The sequence below is a fragment of the Liquorilactobacillus nagelii DSM 13675 genome (assembly GCF_019444005.1).
Lineage (GTDB): Bacteria > Bacillota > Bacilli > Lactobacillales > Lactobacillaceae > Liquorilactobacillus > Liquorilactobacillus nagelii.
This window is the reverse complement of record NZ_CP049304.1, coordinates 1,381,129-1,401,494: the sequence shown is the minus strand read 5'-3', so window position 1 is coordinate 1,401,494 and position 20,366 is coordinate 1,381,129. Positions and strand designations below refer to the sequence as shown.

Annotated in this window: 24 protein-coding genes; all 24 read left to right on the top strand. The window is 38.1% G+C overall.

Annotated features, from left to right (window positions below; genetic code table 11):
* Window positions 1-17: 17 nt before the first annotated feature.
* The 24 genes from yajC to G6O73_RS07035 all read left to right on the top strand — a co-directional run bounded on the left by yajC (window position 18) and on the right by G6O73_RS07035 (window position 20,341).
* Window positions 18-377, top strand: coding sequence for a preprotein translocase subunit YajC (gene yajC, locus G6O73_RS07150; protein WP_057886352.1), 360 nt, complete (start codon window positions 18-20; stop codon window positions 375-377).
* A gap of 249 nt (window positions 378-626) precedes the next feature.
* Window positions 627-1,073, top strand: a complete 447-nt coding sequence (gene fabZ / locus G6O73_RS07145) for a 3-hydroxyacyl-ACP dehydratase FabZ (RefSeq protein WP_057886351.1) — start codon at window positions 627-629, stop codon at window positions 1,071-1,073.
* A 71-nt stretch (window positions 1,074-1,144) separates the two neighbouring features.
* Window positions 1,145-1,585, top strand: coding sequence for a MarR family winged helix-turn-helix transcriptional regulator (locus G6O73_RS07140; protein WP_057886350.1), 441 nt, complete (start codon window positions 1,145-1,147; stop codon window positions 1,583-1,585).
* 16 nt (window positions 1,586-1,601) lie between these two features.
* Complete coding sequence (locus G6O73_RS07135; protein WP_057886349.1) at window positions 1,602-2,576, top strand: beta-ketoacyl-ACP synthase III; 975 nt, start codon at window positions 1,602-1,604, stop codon at window positions 2,574-2,576.
* A 32-nt stretch (window positions 2,577-2,608) separates the two neighbouring features.
* Entirely contained in the window at window positions 2,609-2,851 is a 243-nt protein-coding gene (locus tag G6O73_RS07130; RefSeq protein WP_057886348.1) for an acyl carrier protein, read from the top strand.
* A 21-nt stretch (window positions 2,852-2,872) separates the two neighbouring features.
* Complete coding sequence (locus G6O73_RS07125) at window positions 2,873-3,808, top strand: ACP S-malonyltransferase (protein ID WP_057886347.1); 936 nt, start codon at window positions 2,873-2,875, stop codon at window positions 3,806-3,808.
* Window positions 3,809-3,818: 10 nt separating this feature from the next.
* The gene (gene fabG, locus G6O73_RS07120; protein ID WP_057886346.1) at window positions 3,819-4,550 is read left to right on the top strand and encodes a 3-oxoacyl-[acyl-carrier-protein] reductase; all 732 of its coding nucleotides are present in this window, start codon (window positions 3,819-3,821) and stop codon (window positions 4,548-4,550) included.
* A gap of 10 nt (window positions 4,551-4,560) precedes the next feature.
* Window positions 4,561-5,796, top strand: coding sequence for a beta-ketoacyl-ACP synthase II (gene fabF, locus G6O73_RS07115; protein ID WP_057886345.1), 1,236 nt, complete (start codon window positions 4,561-4,563; stop codon window positions 5,794-5,796).
* A 1-nt stretch (window position 5,797) separates the two neighbouring features.
* Window positions 5,798-6,268 carry an acetyl-CoA carboxylase biotin carboxyl carrier protein gene (gene accB, locus G6O73_RS07110; protein WP_057886344.1) on the top strand — a complete coding sequence of 157 codons (471 nt, stop codon included), beginning with the start codon at window positions 5,798-5,800 and terminating at the stop codon, window positions 6,266-6,268.
* 2 nt (window positions 6,269-6,270) lie between these two features.
* Window positions 6,271-6,696 carry a 3-hydroxyacyl-ACP dehydratase FabZ gene (fabZ, locus tag G6O73_RS07105; RefSeq protein WP_057886343.1) on the top strand — a complete coding sequence of 142 codons (426 nt, stop codon included), beginning with the start codon at window positions 6,271-6,273 and terminating at the stop codon, window positions 6,694-6,696.
* A 15-nt stretch (window positions 6,697-6,711) separates the two neighbouring features.
* A complete protein-coding gene (gene accC, locus G6O73_RS07100; RefSeq protein ID WP_057886342.1) occupies window positions 6,712-8,079 on the top strand; it encodes an acetyl-CoA carboxylase biotin carboxylase subunit in 1,368 nt (455 codons plus the stop codon).
* A gap of 1 nt (window position 8,080) precedes the next feature.
* On the top strand, window positions 8,081-8,938 hold the full coding sequence (gene accD / locus G6O73_RS07095) for an acetyl-CoA carboxylase, carboxyltransferase subunit beta (RefSeq protein ID WP_057886341.1): 858 nt from the start codon (window positions 8,081-8,083) through the stop codon (window positions 8,936-8,938).
* Window positions 8,931-9,719, top strand: a complete 789-nt coding sequence (accA, locus tag G6O73_RS07090; protein WP_057886340.1) for a carboxyltransferase subunit alpha — start codon at window positions 8,931-8,933, stop codon at window positions 9,717-9,719. The genes accD and accA overlap by 8 nt, the downstream gene beginning before the upstream one ends.
* A 24-nt stretch (window positions 9,720-9,743) precedes the next feature.
* Window positions 9,744-10,502 (top strand): enoyl-ACP reductase FabI, encoded by a 759-nt coding sequence (fabI, locus tag G6O73_RS07085; RefSeq protein WP_057886339.1) that lies wholly within the window; start codon window positions 9,744-9,746, stop codon window positions 10,500-10,502.
* Between the two features lie 122 nt (window positions 10,503-10,624).
* Window positions 10,625-12,067, top strand: coding sequence for a glucose-6-phosphate dehydrogenase (gene zwf / locus G6O73_RS07080; protein ID WP_057886448.1), 1,443 nt, complete (start codon window positions 10,625-10,627; stop codon window positions 12,065-12,067).
* 182 nt (window positions 12,068-12,249) lie between these two features.
* A complete protein-coding gene (locus tag G6O73_RS07075; protein WP_057886338.1) occupies window positions 12,250-12,933 on the top strand; it encodes a metal-dependent hydrolase in 684 nt (227 codons plus the stop codon).
* Window positions 12,934-12,945: 12 nt separating this feature from the next.
* Window positions 12,946-13,905, top strand: coding sequence for a DHH family phosphoesterase (locus tag G6O73_RS07070; RefSeq protein ID WP_057886337.1), 960 nt, complete (start codon window positions 12,946-12,948; stop codon window positions 13,903-13,905).
* Window positions 13,898-15,211 carry a DEAD/DEAH box helicase gene (locus G6O73_RS07065; protein WP_057886336.1) on the top strand — a complete coding sequence of 438 codons (1,314 nt, stop codon included), beginning with the start codon at window positions 13,898-13,900 and terminating at the stop codon, window positions 15,209-15,211. Before G6O73_RS07070 ends, G6O73_RS07065 begins: the two co-directional genes overlap by 8 nt.
* Window positions 15,212-15,517: 306 nt before the next feature.
* Window positions 15,518-18,163, top strand: coding sequence for an alanine--tRNA ligase (gene alaS / locus G6O73_RS07060; RefSeq protein ID WP_057886335.1), 2,646 nt, complete (start codon window positions 15,518-15,520; stop codon window positions 18,161-18,163).
* Window positions 18,164-18,447: 284 nt separating this feature from the next.
* Window positions 18,448-18,711 carry an IreB family regulatory phosphoprotein gene (locus G6O73_RS07055; protein WP_057886334.1) on the top strand — a complete coding sequence of 88 codons (264 nt, stop codon included), beginning with the start codon at window positions 18,448-18,450 and terminating at the stop codon, window positions 18,709-18,711.
* The gene (ruvX, locus tag G6O73_RS07050) at window positions 18,708-19,142 is read left to right on the top strand and encodes a Holliday junction resolvase RuvX (protein WP_057886333.1); all 435 of its coding nucleotides are present in this window, start codon (window positions 18,708-18,710) and stop codon (window positions 19,140-19,142) included. The genes G6O73_RS07055 and ruvX overlap by 4 nt, the downstream gene beginning before the upstream one ends.
* Window positions 19,143-19,158: 16 nt before the next feature.
* Entirely contained in the window at window positions 19,159-19,443 is a 285-nt protein-coding gene (locus tag G6O73_RS07045; protein WP_057886332.1) for a DUF1292 domain-containing protein, read from the top strand.
* Between the two features lie 122 nt (window positions 19,444-19,565).
* The gene (zapA, locus tag G6O73_RS07040; protein ID WP_057886331.1) at window positions 19,566-19,829 is read left to right on the top strand and encodes a cell division protein ZapA; all 264 of its coding nucleotides are present in this window, start codon (window positions 19,566-19,568) and stop codon (window positions 19,827-19,829) included.
* Between the two features lie 8 nt (window positions 19,830-19,837).
* The gene (locus G6O73_RS07035) at window positions 19,838-20,341 is read left to right on the top strand and encodes a CvpA family protein (RefSeq protein ID WP_057886330.1); all 504 of its coding nucleotides are present in this window, start codon (window positions 19,838-19,840) and stop codon (window positions 20,339-20,341) included.
* Window positions 20,342-20,366 lie beyond the last annotated feature (25 nt).

The following is a 20,366-nucleotide window of genomic DNA, read 5'->3' as shown; positions in this document are numbered from 1 at the left end:
AAATAGGAGTGAATAAAATGAACAGTAGTACTATTTCAACAATTTTAATGTTTGCTGTTTTAATTGGTTTAATGTATTTTATGATGATCAGACCGCAAAAAAAACAACAGCAGAAACGTCAAGAAATGCTTGGTAATTTAAAAAAGGGTGACGAAGTTATTACATTAGGCCGTTTGCATGGTGTAATCGACACAATTAATACGCAGGCTCACACAATTACTTTAGATTGTGATGGAATTTTTTTAACTTTTGAACAATCTGCAATAGCCCAAGTTGTTAGCCAAAGTTCGAAAACGACCACTGCCGTCAGTGATGAAAGTACAGTTGTTAAATCACCAGAAAAATCAGCTGAGGCTGAAGAAGAACATAAAGAATAAAAAAGTACAAGCTAATTATTAAATCAGAGTTGTTAAGTTAATTCTTAATGGCTCTGATTTTTTGTTTATTTATCGAGATATTAAAAGAGTGCTGATTAAAAATAAGATAAAAAATAAAAAATAAAAATCAGATCAAATGTGAATTTTATTATCTTTTACGGGCAATATTTGACAATTTAGTTTGATTGTAATATTATTCAATCATCGAATATTTTGATGTTCGAAATAAATTTAAGTGAGGTGACAAAAGTGGCAGTTATGGATGCACAGGAGATTATGGATTTGATACCTAATCGATATCCGATTTGCTATATTGATTATGTTGATGAATTAATTGCCGGTGAAGAAATTACAGCAACTAAAAATGTCACAATCAATGAATCATTTTTTCGCGGGCATTTTCCGGGAAATCCGGTTATGCCTGGAGTATTGATTATTGAGACTTTAGCTCAGGCTGCTTCAATATTGATTTTGAAATCACCTGAGTTTTTGGGAAAAACAGCTTACTTAGGGGCAATTCATCAAGCTAAGTTTCGTCGCGTTGTCCGTCCAGGCGATGTTCTTAAGCTGAATATCAAATTGATCAAGAAAAGAGAAAATATGGGGATTGTTGCAACTAAAGCGATGGTTGCAGGCAAGGTTGCTTGTGCAGCTGAATTAATGTTTGTTGTTGCGGAACGTAAAGAAAAAATCTAAGAAAAGTTTGTTTTTTTGCGTAAATACTTTGATAATTGGATTATAAGGAAAAAAAGGATGGACGTTACGCAATGGAAAACCAAGTAAAAACAATTAATGATTCGTTAGTTAGAATTTATACCGATATTTTATGGATCGAAGAAAATGAATTACGCAAAAGTCAATTCAGTGATGTATCAATCAAAGAAATGCATGCAATTAATGTAATTACCATGTATGATCAAAAGACGGCTTCACAGGTTGCTAAAGAATTACATTTAACACCGGGAACTTTAACTGCCACGATTGATCGTTTGGTCAAAAAGAACTACGTTAAACGCATTCGGAGTAATCATGATCGACGGGTAATCCGGTTGGGATTGACCCAAAAAGGACGGTTAATGTATCGCGCACATGATGCATTTCACCGGATGATGGTTCGCAGTTTTTTGAGGGATTTAGATCCAGCGGAAATTAAAACAATCGAAAAAGCATTACAAAACTTGGAAAGCTTTTTGCGTGAACATTCGTGATTGAAGGGGAATTGTTTTGGCAGCTATAAAAATTGCAGCAAGTGCTCATTATGTGCCGTCTAAAAAAGTTACTAATGATGATTTAAGTCAATTAATGGATACTTCTGACGAATGGATTTCTAGTCGAACAGGGATTCAGCAACGACATGTTAGTTGTGGAGAGAACACAGCTGATTTATGTGCTAAGGTTGCCAAAAAGCTGCTACAAAAAAGTGGTACAACGGCAGAAAAAATTGATTTAATTATTGTTGCTACTATGTCACCAGATTGTTATACACCAGCTACTGCTGCAATCGTTCAGGGAAAAATACAGGCAGTAAATGCAGCTGCATTCGATGTTAGTGCTGCTTGTTCCGGATTTATTTATGCCTTAACAACTGCAAAAGCAATGATGAAGTTGCCACATTATCAACATGTATTGGTAATTGGGGGAGAAGTTCTTTCTAAGGTACTTGATTGGACAGATCGAACAACAGCAGTATTGTTTGGGGATGGAGCTGCTGGAGTATTACTGGAAACAACAACATCTGATAGCAGTTTTTTAAGCGAAGATCTTAAAACTTATGGTAATTTGGCTGATCGTTTGCAAGCTGGGTTGACAGAACCCTTATCAAAATTTCCAGCTAACTCTTCACATCATTTTGCGGCTTTCAAAATGAATGGTCGGGATGTTTACACATTTGCAACCCACAAAGTACCGTTATCGATTGAAACAGCAGTAACAGAAAGTGGTTTAAAACTTGAACAAGTTGACTGGTTTATTTTACATCAAGCAAATTCAAGAATTATTACTCAAATTGCTAAAAGAATGAAACAACCGCTTGAAAAATTTCCCATGAATATTGCGGAATATGGTAACACCTCGGGAGCTAGCGTTCCATTGTTATTCGACGAGATGATCGAAGCCGGAAAAATTAAAACTGGCCAAATTATTGTCTTAAGCGGATTCGGTGGTGGCTTGACAGTTGGAACACAAATTATAAAATATTAAAAATAAAATTACAATTTAGGAGAAAAATTATTATGACAAAAGAAGAAATTTTAACAAAAGTACAAGAAATCGTAGCAGAACAGTTGGATGTTGACCAAGAAAAAGTAACAATGAAAGCTAATATTAAAGACGATTTAGAAGCTGATAGTTTAGATGTTTTTGAAATTATGAATGAACTAGAAGATGACTTAGATATTAAATTAGAAGCTGACGAAAATGTTCAGACAATTGAAGATGTCGTTAACTACGTTAAAAAGGAATTAGATGCTAAATAAGAATTGTGCAGGTAAAATAAGATGAAAATCGGAATTTTATTTAGTGGACAAGGTGCTCAATTCACTGGCATGGGAATGGATTTTTACAAAGAAAGCGAGTTCTTCCGTTCTCAAATTGAAAAATTTAACTCATACTCGGAGCGTAATTTGCCAGAACTTTTTCAAAATCAACATCATGAATTAGAGCAGACAAGAAATGTTCAACCCGCAATTGTTGCAATGAGTCTAGCGTTGTTTCGCTTATTACAGCAAGATATTCAACAACTTGAAGTTGCTGGGATGATCGGTTTGAGCTTGGGGGAGTATTCAGCTCTATTAGCAGCGGGAGCGTTTGAGACAGGAACTGGAATGCAGCTTTTGCAAGCACGAGCTGACTATATGCAAGAAGATGCCGATCGAGTTCTAGGAGCAATGGCTGCAGTTATGAAGGCTGATCCACAAAAGGTAGCCGAAATTTGTCGACAAGCTACAACTAAAGAACAATTTGTGGGGATTGCTAACTATAACTCACCTAAGCAATTAGTGATTGGTGGAGAAAAAGCAGCTGTCGGCCGTGCCGTAGAACTTTTGAAGGCGGCAGGAATTAAGCGAGTAATTCCTTTAAAGGTTAATGGAGCTTTCCATACGCCATTGTTTAAAGAAACTAGCCGCAAATTGACAGGGAATCTACACAACACCGCTGTTTTAGCGTGGACAATACCGGTGATCAGCAATACGACGGGAAAACCATTTACAAGGGTTGACTTAAAGAACACATTGGCGCAGCAAGTTATTAAACCAACTCATTTTGCGGAAGGTTTAAATTATTTTTGCGCTAACTATCAACCAGATTTGCTGGTTGAATTAGGCCCAGGTAAGACTTTGACACGCTTTGCAAAACAAACGGTGACAGAAATTCCAGCAGTTTCTGTTGAAAATTGGCAGCAATACCAACAGCTTATTGCACAAATGAAATGAGGAAGTAATTATGGATTTAACAGGCAAGACAGTTTTTGTGACTGGTAGTTCGCGCGGAATTGGGGCCCAAACTGCCTTGGCCTTTGCTAAGGCAGGTAGTAATCTGATTTTAAATGCCCGTCATGAAATTCCAGCAGAACTAATTGAGCAGATCAAATCTTATCAAGTAGAATGTCAAGTTATTCTAGGTGATATTTCAGACAGTGCGGCAATTAAAAAGATGTTGAGCGAGCTTAAAGAAAAAGCAACCAACATTGATGTTTTAATTAACAATGCTGGGATTACCAAAGATAAACTAATGATTGGCATGAAAGATGAAGATTTTCGTCAGGTAATTGATACTAATTTAATTGGTACTTTTAGTTTAACTCGCGGAATTTTAAAGCGAATGTATCGCCAACGAGCGGGAGTAGTTATTAATTTAGCCAGTATAGTTGGTGTTCATGGGAATATTGGTCAAGCTAATTATGCTGCCAGTAAGGCTGGTGTGATTGGTTTGACCAAAACAATTGCCCAAGAAGGAGCTATGCGGCATGTGCGTTGCAATGCTATTGCTCCAGGGATGATTAAAAGCTCAATGACTGATGTTTTGAGCGATAAGGTTAAAGAACAGATAAAACAACAAATTCCCTTAGGACGTTTTGGTTTGCCTGAAGAAGTTGCTCAAGCAGCCGTTTTCTTAGCCCAAAATGATTACATTACTGGCGAAGTTTTGACAATTGATGGTGGAATGACGATTTAGGAGGCTTTTCATGAGTAGAGTAGTAATTACCGGAATGGGTGCAGTTACTCCGGTTGGCAATGATACAGAAAGTTTTTTGAATAATATTTTTGCTGGCAAAATTGGGATTGCTCCAATTACAAAATTTGATGCAACTGAAACAGGTATTACTGTTGCAGCTGAAGTTAAAGACTTTGATGCTCAAAAAAGAGTGGGTAAAAAAGCCGCTCGACGAATGGATCTTTTTTCGCAGTATGCGGTTGATTCAGCAGTAGCAGCGGTTGAACAAGCTGGCATTAATGAAAAGAATACTGATGCTTATGATTTAGGAGTGATTTATGGATCAGGGATTGGTGGGTTAACTACCATTCAAAATCAAGTAATTAAAATGCATACTAAAGGGCCTGAACGGGTTTCGCCAATGTTTGTTCCAACGTCGATTGTTAATATGGCAGCTGGTAACATTGCAATGCGTTTTCAAGCAAAAAATATTTGTACTGCAATTGTGACCGCTTGTTCATCGGGCACCAATGCGATTGGTGAAGCTTATCGGCAAATTAAAGAAGGCCGAGCTAAGGTTATGCTGACTGGTGGAGCAGAAGCTTCTGTTAATGAAATCGGAATTGCTGGCTTTGCAGCTTTAACTGCTCTTTCGAAAGAAAGCGACCCTAAACGAGCTTCATTACCGTTTGATGAAGATCGTTCTGGATTTGTCATGGGTGAAGGTGCTGCTACTTTAGTGTTAGAAAGTTTTGAACATGCCCAAAGTCGTGGAGCTGAAATCCTCGGCGAAATTGTTGGATATGGCAGTACTTGTGATGCATACCATATTACGGCTCCTGATCCAAGTGGTGAGGGAGCTGCGAGAGCAATGGAACAGGCGATTGCTGAAGCTGAAATTAAACCAGCTCAGGTTGACTATATCAATGCTCATGGAACAGCCACACATGCCAATGATGTTGGTGAATCCAAAGCAATTAACTTAGTTTTTGGCAGTGAAAGTCCAGTCAAGGTCAGCAGCACGAAAAGTATGACTGGTCATTTGTTGGGGGCCGCTGGAGCAATTGAGGCAGTAATTACCGTTGCAGCTTTACAAAAACAAGAATTGCCGCCAAATGTCGGCTTAACGCAACAAGACCCGGATTGTCAAGTACAATTAGTTCGCGCTGATCATGGTGAATCTGCCGAAGTTGAATATGCCCTTAGCAATTCACTAGGCTTTGGTGGACATAATGCTGTGCTGGCATTTAAAAAATGGAGTGAATAATTTGGATTTAAAAGATATTGAGAAACTGATTGCTGATTTTAACGAATCGCCAAGTCGTGAACTTGAAATCAAAATGGCTGATTTTCAGTTGCATTTAAGCAAAAACGAATTATCAGGTAAATTGCTGCAGCAGCTGCAGCAACCGATTCAAACGACTAAACAAGTCTCAACAACAGATAATCCGTCAAATGCGAGTGCTGAAAATCAAAATGTAAATTCTGAACAAACGGCAAAAAAAGATGTTATCAAAGCGCCTATGGTTGGTAGTGTTTTTTTACAGCCAGCTCCAGGTAAAGAACCTTATGTTAAAGTAGGTAGCCGCGTAGCAGTTGGAGATGTTGTTTGTGTTATTGAAGCGATGAAAGTAATGACTGAAATCAAAAGCGAGCGGTCGGCTGTAATTAGTCGTGTCTTAGTTAAGAATGAAGAACTGATTGAATACGGTCAGCCCTTGTTTGAATTGGAGGATTAATCATGGAATTGGATATTACTCAAATTCAAAAAATTATCCCACATCGTTATCCGATGCTCTTAATTGACCGAATTACTGAACTTGAACCAGGAAAACGTGCTGTTGGTTTAAGAAATGTAACAGCGCATGAAGAAGTTTTTAATGGACATTTTCCGGGGAATCCAGTTTTGCCCGGTGTTTTAATTGTTGAAGCACTAGCTCAAACTGGTGCAGTAGCATTATTATCGTTACCAGAGTTTAAGGGGAAAACAGCATATTTCGGTGGAATTAAGAATGCAAAATTCCGCAAAGTTGTTCGACCAGGTGATACATTAGTATTAACAGTAGAACTTGAAAAAATCCGGAATCATGTTGGATTAGGGAAAGCCGTTGCAACTGTTGACGGTAAAAAAGCTTGTAGCGCAGAGCTAACTTTTATGATCGATTAAGGTAAGGTGGTTTAATTGTTTAACAAAGTCCTCGTAGCTAATCGAGGTGAAATTGCGGTTCGGATTATCCGTTCTTTAAAAGAACTGGGGATCAAAACAGTAGCTATTTATTCACAAGAGGATCGAGAAAGTCTTCATGTTCAGTTGGCTGATGAGGCTGTTTGTGTTGGACCGGCTAAACCGCAAGATTCGTATTTAAATATGCGCAATATTTTGAGTGCTGCAGTTGGTACCGGTGCTCAAGCGATACACCCGGGATTTGGCTTTTTATCAGAAAACAGCCGGTTTGTGGAAATGTGTGAGGATTGCGGGATAACCTTTATTGGACCACGCTCGGAAACTATCGATTTAATGGGGAATAAGGCTCATGCTCGTTCGCAAATGCGAGCTAGTGGAGTACCCGTTATTCCAGGAAGCAATGGTTTTGTGGCTGATGTGACAATCGCCAAACAGATTGCTGAAAAAATTGGTTTTCCAATTTTACTGAAAGCGGCAGCTGGTGGTGGTGGTAAGGGAATTCGTCGAGTTGACCAAGCGGATCAATTGGAAAAAGCTTTTGGAGAAGCGCAACGTGAAGCACAGAATGCTTTTGGTGATGGCCGAATGTATGTTGAAAAGGTAATGGGAAACGTCAAACATATTGAGGTTCAAATTTTACGTGATCATCAGGGAAATACGATTTATTTTCCAGAACGTGATTGTTCTTTGCAACGTGGAAAACAAAAGGTTATCGAAGAGAGTCCTTGTGAGATGATTACTGATCAGCAGCGGAAGTTTTTGGGTGAAGCAGCGGTCAAAGCAGCAAATGCGATTGACTATATTAATACTGGTACCTTGGAGTTCTTAATGGATCAGCAACATCAGTTTTATTTTATGGAAATGAATACGCGAATTCAGGTTGAACATACTGTTTCAGAAATGGTGACTGGAATCGATATAGTCAAGCAGCAAGTCAAAATTGCTGCAGGTGAGTCATTGAAATATCAACAAAAAGATGTTGTCTGTCAGGGGCATGCAATTGAGTGTCGAATTAATGCTGAAGATCCAATTCATGATTTCCGACCAGCTGTTGGTACCGTCAATTATTTATATTTTCCAGTTGGTAATTTAGGAATGCGAATAGATTCAGCTCTGTATGCAGGCTCGAAAATTTCGCCATTCTATGATTCGATGATTGCCAAAGTAATTGCTTTAGGCGAAAATCGGACAGCTGCAATTCAAAAACTTAAACGACTGTTAAATGAAATGATTATCAATGGAATTCAAACAAATCAGGATTTTCATTTAGCGTTATTAAATGATCAAACTTTTATTGATGGTAATTTTACAACAGATTATCTCGAAAAAGAATTTTTGCCGCGATGGAAAAGGGAGGCTGACTAAAGTGCAGTTATTTGATGAACTGAAGACTTTGGGACAAAAGCATATTAAAGCTGATAAGCAAGCCAGCCAAAAGGTTCCATCCGGACTATGGCAAGCCTGTCCCAAATGCCACCAATCTTTTTACTATAAAGATTTGGGACAATATAAAACTTGTCCCAATTGCCACTATGGTTTTCGTGTTACAGCTCGCGAGCGTCTTGGCTGGCTAACGGATCATTTCGAAGAATTTGATAGTGATTTAGCGACAACAGATCCGTTAAATTTCCCAAATTACAGTAAAAAGCTTGAGAAAGCTCGTCAACTGACAAAATTAAATGATTCGGTGTTAACCGGCAAAGCAGTGATTAATAGTCAGCTAGTCATGTTAGGTATTATGGATCCTGATTTTATTATGGGTTCATTAGGCACTATTGCGGGAGAAAAACTAACCCGCTTATTTGAAAAAGCGTTGCAAGAAAAATTACCGGTTATTCTATGTACAGCTTCTGGTGGTGCGCGAATGCAAGAAGGAATCTTTTCACTAATGCAGATGGCAAAAGTTTCTGCTGCGGTTAAGCGCCACTCAGCAGCTGGCTTATTGTATATAGCCGTTTTAACCGATCCAACAACTGGTGGGGTAACCGCTAGTTTTGCGATGCAGGCTGATATTACACTTGCGGAGCCACGTGCTTTAATCGGTTTTGCGGGAAAACGAGTAATCGAACAAACAACTTGTCAACGGATTCCTGATGATTTGCAGGATGCAGAATCGGTTCAAGCGCATGGCTTCGTTGATCAAATTGTTGCTCGCGAAAATTTGAAAGACCAATTGACATGGTTGCTTAAGTTTCATCAAGTCAGGGAGGATGCTCATGGCTAGTTTATTAGATCGAAAAAAAACCGCAGCCCAAGTTGTAGCTCTGGCTCGTAGCGATGAAAAGATTTCTGCTCAAGTATTGTTAAAAGGAATTTTTACAGAATTTACTGAATTTCATGGCGATCGTGGCTTTGCAGATGATCCTGCAATTATTGGCGGTTTAGCCTATTTAAACGAACAACCAGTAACAGTAATTGCGACCAATAAGGGTCAAACACCAGAAGAAAAACTGCAAACGCATTTTGGTTGTCCTGAACCAGCAGGTTATCGTAAAGCTTTAAGATTAGCTCAACAAGCAGCTAAGTTTCAGCGGCCAGTAATTTTTTTAGTTAATACAGCAGGAGCTTATCCAGGCAAATCTGCTGAAGAAAATGGTCAGGGAGAAGCAATCGCTCGCAACTTATTGGAGTTCAGCACATTACCGACACCAATTATTTCTGTTATCTATGGTGAAGGTGGTAGCGGTGGAGCATTAGCATTAGCTTGTGGTGATCGTGTTTGGATGCTGGAAAATAGCACTTATTCGGTTCTTTCGCCTGAAGGCTTTGCGGCTATTTTATGGAAGGATAGCTCAAGGGCTGACGAAGCAGCAGAAGTTTTGCAATTGACGCCTGAAAAATTGCTACAGCAGAAAATAATTGAAGGAATTATTCCAGAAAGCCACTCACAACGTCGCCTTTGTCGTGCGATTAAAAAAACAATTACAACAGAAATGATGCAGTTGCAACAATTGAAAACGACGCAATTACTTGAACAACGACGCTTGCGTTTTCGTAAGTTTTGATTTTTGATGGAGGATTGACAATAAATGAGCGATTTACTTAAAAATAAAAAAATTTTAATCATGGGGGTTGCCAATAAACGCAGTATTGCTTGGGGGTGTGCCCAAGCGATGACCGCTAATGGTGCTGAAGTGATCTATACTTATCAGAACCAGAGAATGAAAAAAAGTATTAAAAAATTAGTCACTGATGAATCACACTTAGTTGAATGTGATGTTGCTAGTGATGACAGTTTAAAGACAGCTTTTAATGAAATCAAAGAAAAATTTGGCAAGATTGATGGTTTAGTTCATGCAATTGCATTTGCCAACAAAGACGAATTAGCTGGTGATATTATGAATACTTCACGTCAGGGATATGCTTTAGCGCAGGATATTTCGGCTTATTCTTTGTTAGCTGTAGCCAAGCATGCTCAACCACTGTTGAAAAATCCTGGTAGCATCGTTACTTTAACTTACTTTGGTTCAGAAAGAGCAATTCCAAATTATAATGTAATGGGAGTAGCTAAAGCTGCTTTGGAAGCCAATGTTCGTTATTTAGCTCGTGATATGGCTAAATACGGGGTTCGAGTAAATGCAATTTCAGCTGGAGCAGTCAAAACTTTGGCAGTTACTGGAGTTAAAGATCACGGGGAATTGTTAAAAATGTCAGAAGAAAGAACAGTTGATGGAAAATCAGTGACAACTGAAGAAATTGGCAACACAGCAGCATTTTTAGTCAGTGATTTAGCAACTGGAGTGGTTGGTGACACAATTTATGTTGATAAAGGAGTTCATTTAATTTAATTTAATAGCGACTAACTAATAATTTTATTCGTGATACTTGTTAATTACTGTCTAGACAAGTAAACTTAGAGTTAGTATCAACAAGAAAATCAAGAGAATAAATGAAAGTGGTGCAGCTAAAGATGAGTACAAAACAACAAGCACTCTTTATTATCTTTGGAGGAACTGGGGATTTGGCTAAGCGCAAGCTTTATCCGGCTTTATTTGCCCTCTATCAAAAAGGTATTATTAATGAACATTTCGCCGTAATCGGCACTGCGCGGCGACCGTGGACAGATCAGCATTTTCAAGCAGTTGTTTGTGAGTCTTTGCCAGAACAAGATACGACAGCGGCCAAAAAATTTGCGGCGCATTTTTATTATCAATCACACAATGTGAATGACACTGAGCATTATGTGACTTTAAAAAAATTGGCTCAAAAATTAGATAAAAAATATCAAATTGGTGGCAATCGCTTGTTTTATTTAGCGATGTCTCCGCGCTTTTTTGGTACAATTGCTCAACATTTGAAGTCACAGGAGATAGTGACAGCAGATGGATACAATCGAGTAATTATTGAAAAACCATTTGGACATGATTATCAAAGTGCCGCTGAACTGAATCAATCAATTAGTAAGTACTTCAGCGAAGACGATGTTTTCCGAATTGATCATTATTTGGGCAAAGAAATGGTCCAAAATATTTTAGCAATTAGATTTGGCAATAATATATTCAATTCTCTGTGGAATAATCGTTATATTGATAATTTACAAATTACGCTTAGTGAATCGCTTGGGGTTGAGGAACGAGCTGGGTACTATGAAACTGCTGGTGCTTTACGAGATATGGTGCAAAACCACATTTTGCAAATTGTTTCTTTATTGACAATGAAAATGCCAACGACTTACAGTGAAGCTGATATTCGGCGCGAAAAGATCTGTGCTCTGAAAGCACTTAAAGTCTATCAACCACAGGAAGTGGCAGAAAATTTTGTGCGGGCTCAATATCAAGCAGCTAATGGCTTGAAGGGCTATCGGCAAGAAGATCAGATTGCATCGGATTCACAAACAGAAACTTTTGTGGCTGGAAAGTTGAAAGTTGCCAGTGAGAACTTTGCTGGAGTACCAATTTATATTCGGACTGGCAAGCGTCTGCGACAAAAAGCGACACGAATTGATGTTATTTTTAAACCTGTCCCAGGCAATATTTTTGCGGATCAAAATTTAGCGGACAACATTTTGACGATTAAAGTGGAACCAGAAGGTAAAGTCAGCTTGCAGGTTAATGTCAAAAAAATTGGTCAAGGCTATCAGCTCCAAGAGCAACAACTTGATTTGTCACCGGAAAATCGTAACGGTCAGCAGATTGCAGAAGCTTATGAAAAGTTGCTGTTGGATGCTTTAGCTGGAGACGCAACCAATTTCACTCACTGGGAAGAAGTAGCATATTCATGGAAGTTTGTCGATGCGATTCGTCAAGCTTGGGATAATAGTCAACAACCATTGGTGGAATATCCTTGTGGTTCGATGGGTCCCAAACAAGCTGATGAACTGTTGGCCATCGATCATCGCCACTGGATTTATTAATGAATTAGTTATTAAAAATTGATTTTTATGCTAGTTTTGTTTAGCATATTACTGCAAGTAGGTTGCAACGAACATTTGGTTTGTTGTGGCCTACTTTTTTATCAATACACTTCTTTTTGTAATTAATTAAAAATATCAGTATACTAGACTATATGAGTAAACAAAAGGGCAGGTGGAACAAAATGAAGGGAATTTGGCATGGTCATGCAGTTTTAGAATTTATTACTGCAAGCAAACAGAAAATCTTAATTGATCCGTTCATTACAGGTAATCCCCAAACCGATTTAAAAGTAGCGGATTGTCAGCCAAATTATATTTTATTAACTCACGCTCATGCAGATCATGTTGGTGATACGATTAAAATTGCTCAGCAAAGTCATGCGGTCGTAATTGCAATTGCTGAACTGGCCAATTATTTGCAACAGCAAGGTTTGGAAACAATTGGTATCAATTATGGTGGTAGTGTTGTAACTGAATTTGGTAGTTTTAAAATGGTACCAGCCTGGCATACATCGGCATTGCCACAACCTAATGGTAACTCTTTACCATTAGGTGCAGCTGCTGGCTTTGAATTGCATCTGGATCACCGCGTAATTTATGTTGCTGGTGATACCTGCTTATTTTCAGATATGAAATTAATCAATCATGGTCATGGTGTTGATTTAGCATGTTTGCCAATTGGGGATCATTTTACAATGGGCCCCCAAGATGCCTTACTTGCAGCTGAATTTGTTAAGGCGAAACAGGTATTACCGACACATTTCAATACTTTTCCACCAATTCAACAAGATGTTCAGGCTTTTTTACAACAGTTACCTGCTGATACTGGACTAAATGTCCAGATTGGCGAAACTTTTAAATTTTAAGGAGCAATTAAAGTGGCTATTGAACAGGAGATTTTTAAGAAAATTGTAGAATTTTCCACTATTATTATTCATCGACATCAGCGTCCAGATCCTGATGCCTATGGTTCTCAAGGCGGATTAGCAGAAGTTTTGCAAACAGCTTTTCCAGAAAAAAAGATTTATGCAGTTGGTGAAAATATTCATGGACTCAAATGGATTAATCAACCCGTGGAAATTGACCCACAAATTTATCAAAATGCTTTGGTGATCGTTACCGATACAGCTAATCAACCTCGAGTAGATGGTCAGCTGTATAAACAAGGAAAGTTTTTAATTAAAATTGACCATCATCCTAACGAGGATCCCTATGGTGATTTATGTTGGGTCAAAGCGGATGCTTCAAGTTGTTCGGAGATGATAGTGGATTTTGTAAATGCCGTTGAAAAGCTTCAATTAACAGCAGCGGCTGCAAAAATGCTTTATGCGGGAATTATTGGTGATACTGGACGTTTTATGTATGATGCAACAACACCGCATACAATGCGGGTAGCAGCTCAGCTGATGGAATATGATTTTGATCAATCAGCAGTTAATCGCAAATTAGATGATATTTCATTACCAGTGGCACGCTTAGCTGCTTATGTCTATCAAAATATGCAAATTACTGAACATCAGGCAGCCTATATTGTTTTGACTCGAGAAATTATGGAAAAGTTTGCCTTAAAGGATGAGGGAACGGCTCCAATTGTTCCATTGCCCGGTAAAATAATCGGAGTTAAGTGCTGGACGATCATTGTGCAGCAAAAAGATCATAGTTTTCGATTAAGAATTCGTTCAAAGGGCCCGATTATTAATGAATTAGCCAAAGAATACCATGGCGGCGGGCATCCATTAGCTAGCGGAGCAGTTATGGCTGATGAAAGTGGAATCCCCGCTTATATTAAGAAGCTTGATGCAATTGCAGCAAGTTATACAGGAGAAGAGAATGACTGAAAGTTTTGCACAATACAATTTCCAACCGTTTATTCAAACAGCTTTAAAAAAAATTGGTTTTAAACAACCGACACCAGTCCAGCAACGATTAATTCCTTTGATTAGTAAAGGGAAAAACGTTGTTGGACAAGCTGAAACGGGTAGTGGTAAAACACATGCCTTCCTATTACCAATTGTAAATACAATTGATCCTAAGGTTCAAGGTGTTCAAGCAGTAATCACAACACCTAGCCGTGAATTGGCCTACCAAATTTATGAAGCAGCTAAACAATTACTGGAATCACAAGCAAAATTAATAGTTCACAATTATGTTGGTGGAACTGATAAAAAAAGGCAAATTGAAAAATTGGGTCATTTACAGCCACAATTAGTGATCGGAACACCGGGGCGAGTTCATGATTTGATCAAGGAACACGCACTTGATTTACATCGGGTTCATTACTTTGTTGTTGATGAAGCTGACATGACGTTGGATATGGGCTTTCTAAAAGACGTTGATGCAATTGCTTCAGTAATGCCTGAACAATTGCAGATAATGGTCTTTTCGGCTACGATTCCACCTAAGCTACAGCCTTTTTTACGTAAATACCTGAGTACACCTGAAATCGTCAAAATTTCTAATAAAACCGTAATTAGTCCAACAATAAAAAATTGGTTACTTTCAACTAAAGGCAAAAGCCGTAACGAGTTAATTTATAAATTATTAACCATGGGTGAACCGTATTTAGCATTAGTTTTTGCCAATACTAAAACACGGGTTGATGAACTGACTGATTTTTTACGCAGTCAAGGACTGCGAGTCGCTAAATTACATGGTGACTTAACCCCAAGAGAGCGTAAGCAGACAATGCGAGCCATTCAAAATTTGGATTATCAATTCGTTGTTGCTACTGATCTTGCTGCTCGAGGAATTGACATTAAAGGAATTTCCTTAGTAATAAATGACGAAATTCCACGAGAACTTGAATTTTTCGTTCATCGAGTTGGCAGAACCGGTCGGAATGGATTAGATGGGACAGCAATTACGTTGTATTCTCCAGCAGATGATGCTCAAATTACTGAATTGGAAAAACTCGGAATTGCTTTTCAACCAAAAGTGTTTCGTGATGGGGAATTAGTAGATACTTATCAGCGTGATCGACGAATTCATCGCCACAAACAGCAAGAAAGTTTAGATCCCAAATTACGTGGGTTGGTCAAGAAAGAACAGAAAAAACGTAAACCAGGTTATCGGAAAAAAATCCGGCGGGCAATTTCGCAAGAGGAACAGCGAAAAAGAAAATTAGAGCGCAGGAATCGTCATTAATTCAAAGCGAAAAGATAAATGGCTCTCAAAAGTATAGTGTGGTATACTAATTGTTGATTGATAATGGTTTTAGTGATTAGGATATACTGTCAATTTGAAGAATTGTTTTAGAGAGGCCCGTTGGCTGAAAAGGGCTCAATTCGTTTAGGTAGTGCTCCCTAATCAATTGATTGAACGCTCCCCAGCGTTATCGGGTAATTTAAAGAGGTTAACGAAATAAACATCGTTGCAAACAAGGTGGTACCGCGCAAATTGCGTCCTTGCTGGCAGCGGTGTTTTTATGTTTAAAAAGGAGAGATAAAGGTAATGAAGGAACTTACCAGTAGTCAAATTCGTCAAATGTATCTTGATTTCTTTAAGAGCAAAGGGCATGAGGTTATGCCAAGCGCTTCATTAATCCCACACGATGATCCAACTTTATTGTGGATTAACTCTGGTGTGGCAACAATGAAAAAATTTTTTGATGGTAGCGTGGTTCCAAAAAATCCACGAATCACTAGCTCGCAAAAAAGCATTCGGACTAATGATATTGAAAATGTTGGGCATACAGCGCGACATCATACGCTGTTTGAAATGTTGGGTAATTTCTCAGTTGGTGACTATTTTAAAAAAGAAGCAATTACTTGGGCTTGGGAATTATTAACTAGTCCAGATTGGTTTGGAATGGATCCAGCTTTGCTATATGTTACCGTTTATCCTAAAGATACTGATGCAAAAAGAATCTGGCACGAAGAAGCAGGTTTGCCATTAGATCATATTATTGAAGTTGAAGATAATTTCTGGGATATTGGTCAAGGACCAAGTGGACCAGATTCAGAAATTTTTTATGATCGTGGACAAGAATTTAACAATTTAGCTGATGATGATCCGGAAAATTATCCTGGTGGTGAAAATGAACGTTATTTGGAAATCTGGAATATTGTTTTTTCTGAATTCAATCATAAACCGGATGATACTTATGAACCGTTACCCCATAAAAATATTGATACTGGGATGGGACTAGAAAGGGTTGTTTCTGTTTTTCAACATGCCAAAACAAACTTTGAAACAGATTTGTTTTTGCCATTGATTAAAGCAACGGAAGACGAGAGTGGACGATATCATTATGGTGATTCAAAAGATACAGATGTTAGCTTTAAGGTGATTGCAGATCATATTCGAGCAGTTACTTTTGCGATTGGCGACGGGGCGCTGCCATCTAATGAAGGACGCGGTTATGTTATTCGTCGTTTGATTCGCCGGGCTGTTATGCACGGACAGCAACTTGGAATTGATCATGCTTTCTTATATCAATTAGTTCCAGTTGTCGGACAGATTATGCAATCTTATTATCCTGAGGTTTTAGAACAAGCAGATTACATTGCTAAGGTTGTCCGGATGGAAGAAGATCGGTTTAATGAAACCCTGAAAGATGGTTTACAGCTACTAAATGAAAACATTGAGAAAGCCAAAAAAGCTGGTGTGAAACAGTTAACCGGTAAATCAGTTTTTAAACTATATGACACATATGGTTTTCCGCTAGAACTAACCAAAGAAATTGCAGCTGATCAAGGTTTGACAGTTGATCAGGATGGCTTTGATTCAGAAATGAAACAGCAAAAGCAACGTGCTCGTTTAGCCCGCAGTGATGCCAAATCAATGGGGGTACAACGAAGCCTGTTATTGGATATTAAAACACCAAGTAAATATGTTGGTTATGAGAAGTTAACTACTTCGGCAGTTTTGAAAAATATTATTGCTGATGAAAAGCAAATTGAAGAAATAACAACTGGTAATGCAGAATTGATTTTTGATCAAACACCATTTTATGCTGAAATGGGTGGTCAGGTAGCTGATCGTGGTGTGATTAAGGACGATCAAGGAACGATTGTGGCCGAAGTGACAGATGTACAACATGCTCCAAATGGGCAAAATTTGCATACGGTTAAAGTTTTGGCGACATTAAAAGTTGATGATAGTTACCAATTAGAAGTTGATCAAATCTTCCACAACAAAGTTCGTAAAAATCATACGGCTACCCATTTGTTAGATCAAGCACTACGAGATGTCTTAGGTAGCCATACACATCAAGCTGGTTCGTTGGTTGAACCAGATTATCTGCGATTTGATTTTACAAATCTAGGTTCAGTTACGGTAAATGATCTTAAAAAAGTAGAAGAAGTTGTCAATGAAAAAATTTGGCAAGCACTTCCGGTTAAAACGGTTGTTACCGATATTGAAGCTGCCAAAAAAATGGGAGCCATTGCTCTCTTTACTGAAAAATACGGTAAAGTAGTTCGTGTAGTTAAAGTTGGCAACTATTCAACTGAATTTTGTGGCGGAAATCACGTCGACAATACCAGTGAATTGGGATTATTCAAAATTACTTCCGAGTCAGGTGTTGGAGCTGGTGTTCGTCGAATTGAGGCGGTAACTTCAAAAGCAGCTTTCGAATATTTGGACCACCATGATCAGCTTTTGCAGCAGACAGTTCAGCAATTAAAATTGACGCAGTTAAAAGAGTTACCTCATCGTTTGGAGCAAATGAACAATGAAATTCGTGATTTGAAACAACAAGTTGCGACACTTGAAGGCAAATTGGCTCGACAACAAACGGCCGATATTTTCCAACATCCAGAAAATGTTAATGGGAAAACTTTAGTGGCGGCTCAAGTTGAAGTTGCTGGAATGCAACAACTACGGGCGCTGGCGGATCAATGGAAAGCTAAGAATTCTTCAGACATTCTCGTACTGGCAACTAGTCCAGCAGAAAATAAGGTTAATTTAATTGTTGCAGTGTCACCGACCGGCGTTAAAGCTGGTATTAAAGCTGGTGATTTAATCAAACAAATTGCTCCGTTAGTTGGCGGCGGTGGTGGTGGCCGTCCAGATTTAGCCCAAGCAGGCGGTAAAAAACCAGCAGGGATTCAAGCAGCATTAGCAGCAGCTAAGAAATGGTTAACGGAACGTTAAGAATAAAAGAACTTTTTATAAAATACGGATCATAGTTTTTAAATAGATCCGTATTTTATTAGTTTCCGTTTGTTAAATTAAGGGTCAAAACAACCGAATAATGTTAGTAAGAAAAAAGTGAAAGTGCGTATTTTGATCTTAGAGGGTAAAAAAACAGAATTTTGGTGAAATTGTTTTAACAATTCTGTTACGGATAGATTACAAGCATGTTTTTTGATTGTGACGTTCTTTTTTCTTTAGTAGAATAACCATAGGAGTTGTGATGCAAAGCGGAGGTGCTTGCGATGAGTTCGTTAGATAAGACAATGTATTTTTCTTTTGAAGATGGTGACAGAAAAGATATTCGCGATACTTTGGAGACAGTTTATCGTGCATTAGAAGAAAAGGGATATAATCCAATTAATCAGATTGTCGGTTATTTACTTTCTGGTGACCCGGCGTATATTCCGCGGTTAAATGATGCACGGAATTTGATTCGAAAACATGAACGTGATGAAATTGTTGAAGAACTAGTACGTTATTATCTGCATAAGGAGGAAGCTAAGTGAACCGTTTAATGGGCTTAGATGTTGGTTCTAAGACAGTCGGAATCGCGGTAAGTGATTTACTGGGATGGACAGCCCAAGGAATCGAGATTATTCCGATTGATGAAGAAGCTGGTCAATTCGGGATTGAACGGGTTGCTGAATTGGTTGAAAAATATCAAATTGGCGGATTTGTTTTAGGTTTACCTAAGAACATGAATAATACTTCAGGACCAAGGGTAGCAGCTGCTAAAAACTATGGTGTACTATTAGAGCAGCATTTCAAATTGCCAATTGATTATCAAGATGAACGGCTGACAACGGTTGAAGCAGAACGAATGTTAGTTGAACAAGCAGATACTTCACGCAAAAAGCGCAAAAAAGTTATTGATAAAGTAGCAGCAGGGCTAATTTTACAAAGTTATTTAGATGGTCATGGAAAATTGCTGCAATAAAAAGTGAGGATTATTTATGAAAGAAACAGATGATTTGATAACGCTGGTCGATGATCAGGGAAATGAAACACTTTACGAGATTTTGTTTACCTTTGAATCAGATGATTATGGAAAATCATATATTTTGCTGATCCCAGCGGATTCTCAACCAGAAGAACAGGTCGATGTTCTAGCCTTTTCCTATGATCCAGATGAGGGAACAGCTAACGAAGCACAATTGCATGATATTGAGAACGATGATGAGTGGGACATGGTTGAAGGTGTGCTTGATACTTTCTTAAATGACGAAAAGTTACAGTAAAGTGGAAGTTTTAAGTAAAAGCTGGGATAATTCCCGGCTTTTTTATTAAGACTGACAAGACCACTAATCAATTAGTAGCGGGGTATGCTAAAATTGACTAATATGAAAGGAGAGAGATCTTAATGGCGGAAGGGAAAAAACGCTTTAAGGCCCACATCAACGGTAAAAATTATGTGATTGTCGGTGACAGTACTCCAGAGCATATGAAAGCAGTTGTTGACGTAGTTAATCAACAACTAGCTGAAATTAAAGAAATGCTGCCGACGATTAGTGATGAAAAAGCAGCAATTTTATTAGCAGTTAATGCCGTTTCAGATCAAATATATAAAGCGGCAGAACTAAAAAGAATTGAACAGATAAACGAACATTCTAACCGGACAGAGTAGGAGAAAAAATGCTGATTTCAATAATAATTCTAGGTATTTTGTTAATTTCTTATTTAAGAGGGGCAAAACGTGGATTTATTCAAATGTTATTGGATTTAGTGGCCGGGCTTGTTTTGATTGGTATAGCCAGTTGGGCTGCACCAATCGCAGGAAAAATACTGCAGCCTTTAATAACAAAACTTTTTAGTCAAAGTAGTCTAGTTCTAACTAACCAATTAGGATATTGGTTAGGATATCTATTGATTTTTTTACTCGGTGGAGCAGTTGTTAACTGGTTTTTTAGAATGTTTTCAATTTTTACTTGGATAACTAAATTGCCGGTCGTTCATGGATTAAACACAGTTATTGGTGGAATATTAGCCATTATTTTTAGTTGTTTATTAATTTATATTAGTCTTAGATTTTTGAAGTCTTGGTCAAATGTTGAGCTGCATCAAGCAATTAGTAATTCACCCATTGCACAATTAATATTACAATGGGTACCCAATGTAACCAATATTTTTTTTAATTAGTAAGGATTTAATTAGTTCAGGAGGA

Bases quoted from the DNA above. Each gene is read 5' to 3' on its own strand.
- zapA (WP_057886331.1), top strand. From the start codon at position 19,566: ATGGCGGAAGGGAAAAAACGCTTTAAGGCCCACATCAACGGTAAAAAT.
- G6O73_RS07125 (WP_057886347.1), top strand. From the start codon at position 2,873: ATGAAAATCGGAATTTTATTTAGTGGACAAGGTGCTCAATTCACTGGC.
- G6O73_RS07065 (WP_057886336.1), top strand. From the start codon at position 13,898: ATGACTGAAAGTTTTGCACAATACAATTTCCAACCGTTTATTCAAACA.
- fabI (WP_057886339.1), top strand. From the start codon at position 9,744: ATGAGCGATTTACTTAAAAATAAAAAAATTTTAATCATGGGGGTTGCC.
- G6O73_RS07140 (WP_057886350.1), top strand. From the start codon at position 1,145: ATGGAAAACCAAGTAAAAACAATTAATGATTCGTTAGTTAGAATTTAT.
- G6O73_RS07035 (WP_057886330.1), top strand. From the start codon at position 19,838: ATGCTGATTTCAATAATAATTCTAGGTATTTTGTTAATTTCTTATTTA.
- fabF (WP_057886345.1), top strand. From the start codon at position 4,561: ATGAGTAGAGTAGTAATTACCGGAATGGGTGCAGTTACTCCGGTTGGC.
- alaS (WP_057886335.1), top strand. From the start codon at position 15,518: ATGAAGGAACTTACCAGTAGTCAAATTCGTCAAATGTATCTTGATTTC.
- yajC (WP_057886352.1), top strand. From the start codon at position 18: ATGAACAGTAGTACTATTTCAACAATTTTAATGTTTGCTGTTTTAATT.
- G6O73_RS07055 (WP_057886334.1), top strand. From the start codon at position 18,448: ATGAGTTCGTTAGATAAGACAATGTATTTTTCTTTTGAAGATGGTGAC.
- fabG (WP_057886346.1), top strand. From the start codon at position 3,819: ATGGATTTAACAGGCAAGACAGTTTTTGTGACTGGTAGTTCGCGCGGA.
- zwf (WP_057886448.1), top strand. From the start codon at position 10,625: ATGAGTACAAAACAACAAGCACTCTTTATTATCTTTGGAGGAACTGGG.
- G6O73_RS07045 (WP_057886332.1), top strand. From the start codon at position 19,159: ATGAAAGAAACAGATGATTTGATAACGCTGGTCGATGATCAGGGAAAT.
- accA (WP_057886340.1), top strand. From the start codon at position 8,931: ATGGCTAGTTTATTAGATCGAAAAAAAACCGCAGCCCAAGTTGTAGCT.
- G6O73_RS07075 (WP_057886338.1), top strand. From the start codon at position 12,250: ATGAAGGGAATTTGGCATGGTCATGCAGTTTTAGAATTTATTACTGCA.
- G6O73_RS07130 (WP_057886348.1), top strand. From the start codon at position 2,609: ATGACAAAAGAAGAAATTTTAACAAAAGTACAAGAAATCGTAGCAGAA.
- fabZ (WP_057886343.1), top strand. From the start codon at position 6,271: ATGGAATTGGATATTACTCAAATTCAAAAAATTATCCCACATCGTTAT.